Origin of the sequence: Vibrio genomosp. F10 str. 9ZD137, from assembly GCF_049974785.1 — a bacterium.
Classification (GTDB): Bacteria; Pseudomonadota; Gammaproteobacteria; order Enterobacterales; family Vibrionaceae; genus Vibrio.
The window spans coordinates 1-1,520 of sequence record NZ_JBNGCJ010000753.1 but is presented as its reverse complement, the minus strand read 5'-3'; the positions used below and the strand labels follow the sequence as shown (position 1 = coordinate 1,520).

General features: G+C 46.4%; 2 protein-coding genes. Both read left to right on the top strand.

Going from position 1 to position 1,520, the window contains the following annotated elements; genetic code table 11:
* Positions 1-245, top strand: a 245-nt coding sequence (locus ACP45E_RS17715; protein WP_141707402.1) for a winged helix-turn-helix domain-containing protein, incomplete at its 5' end; no start/stop codon positions are given.
* 117 nt (positions 246-362) lie between these two features.
* A partial coding sequence (gene envZ / locus ACP45E_RS17710; RefSeq protein ID WP_069585350.1) for a two-component system sensor histidine kinase EnvZ occupies positions 363-1,520 on the top strand: 1,158 nt, incomplete at its 3' end.

Genomic DNA, 1,520 nt, shown 5'->3' with positions numbered 1-1,520 from the left:
TGCCGCTAACTTCGGGTGAATTTGCGGTTCTGAAAGCGCTCGTGACCAACGCTCGTGAGCCAATGTCCCGTGACAAGCTCATGAACATGGCGCGTGGCCGTGAGTATTCCGCCATGGAACGTTCGATTGATGTGCAAATATCTCGCCTGCGTCGTATGTTAGAAATCGATCCAAGTAAGCCGCGTTATATTCAAACGGTATGGGGCCTTGGCTACGTTTTTGTTCCCGATGGAAAAGAAGCTTAACCCTCGTTACTCAACTCGCATTTCCTATACTCGCATTCCCTAGCTTTTAGTGCCGATTGAGGCGTGATTCTTCTAAAAGCTAGGGTGCGTTGCTAGGGATCAGCAAAGGCTCTCATTATGCGCATTCGCAGCTCGTTCACTCAAACCATCGTATTATTTCTTACCTTACTGATTGCTAGCCAAGTTTATTCTTACTATGCCGTGTTTAACTACGCCTTAATGCCGAGTTTGCAGCAGTTCAATAAAATCATTGGTTTCGAAATTCGCTTGATGCTCGATGAGACGAACAGTGAACTGGCAAAATTAGAGATGGATGCACCTTTGCGTCGTCGAGTTTTAGAGCAACTTGGCGTGACGATTCATTCTTCTGATAGCCCCATTTCTGATGAATTTGAACGGGCCATGAGTATCGATTTAATGAGTGAGGATATGACTCAAGAATTGGATACCGAGACAGAAGTTCGAATGTTACTGGTTAACGATAGCTATGTTCTGTGGATGCAAATTGATGCTCTTCCCAATTCACTGATACGAATCCCTCTTTCAGAACTGCAAGAAGATGACTTTAAACCTCTTTTTTATAACAGCTTGATGGTGGCCTTTTTGGTCATAGCGGGGGGCTGGTTGTTCATCCGACTGCAAAACCGCCCTTTAATTGCATTGGAAAAAGCCGCAAAAGGGGTTGGGCTAGGCGATATTCCGCCACCCTTACCAGAAAAAGGCCCTTCCGAAATTCGCTCGGTAACGCGTGCTTTTAATCAGATGTCCAAAGGTATTCAAGCGCTTGAAGAGGACCGTGCTTTATTAATGGCGGGGATAAGCCATGATCTGCGCACGCCGCTGACTCGGATTCGATTAGCCACCGAAATGATGCCGCCACAAGAAAGCTACCTTGCGGAAGGGATCATCAGTGACACGGAAGAATGTAATGAAATCATTAGCCAGTTTATGGATTATTTGAAGCCCGTTGATCGTCAGACTTTTAGTGCCGTTTATCTGAATGAAATAGCCAATGAGATAGCGTTGGCAGAAACTCATACCGAGATGAACGTCGAGATTGAAACCATACTGGCCGATGACGTTAAGCCCGCGATTGGTAACGCCATCGCTATTAAGCGTGCGATCACCAACTTAGTGGTCAATGCGGTGCGTTATGGGAATGGTTGGGTGCGCATCAGTACCGGTGTGACGGCGGATAATAAATTGGCCTGGGTGTGTGTAGAAGATAACGGATCTGGGATTAAACCCGACCAAGTGACTAAGTTGTTTGAACCG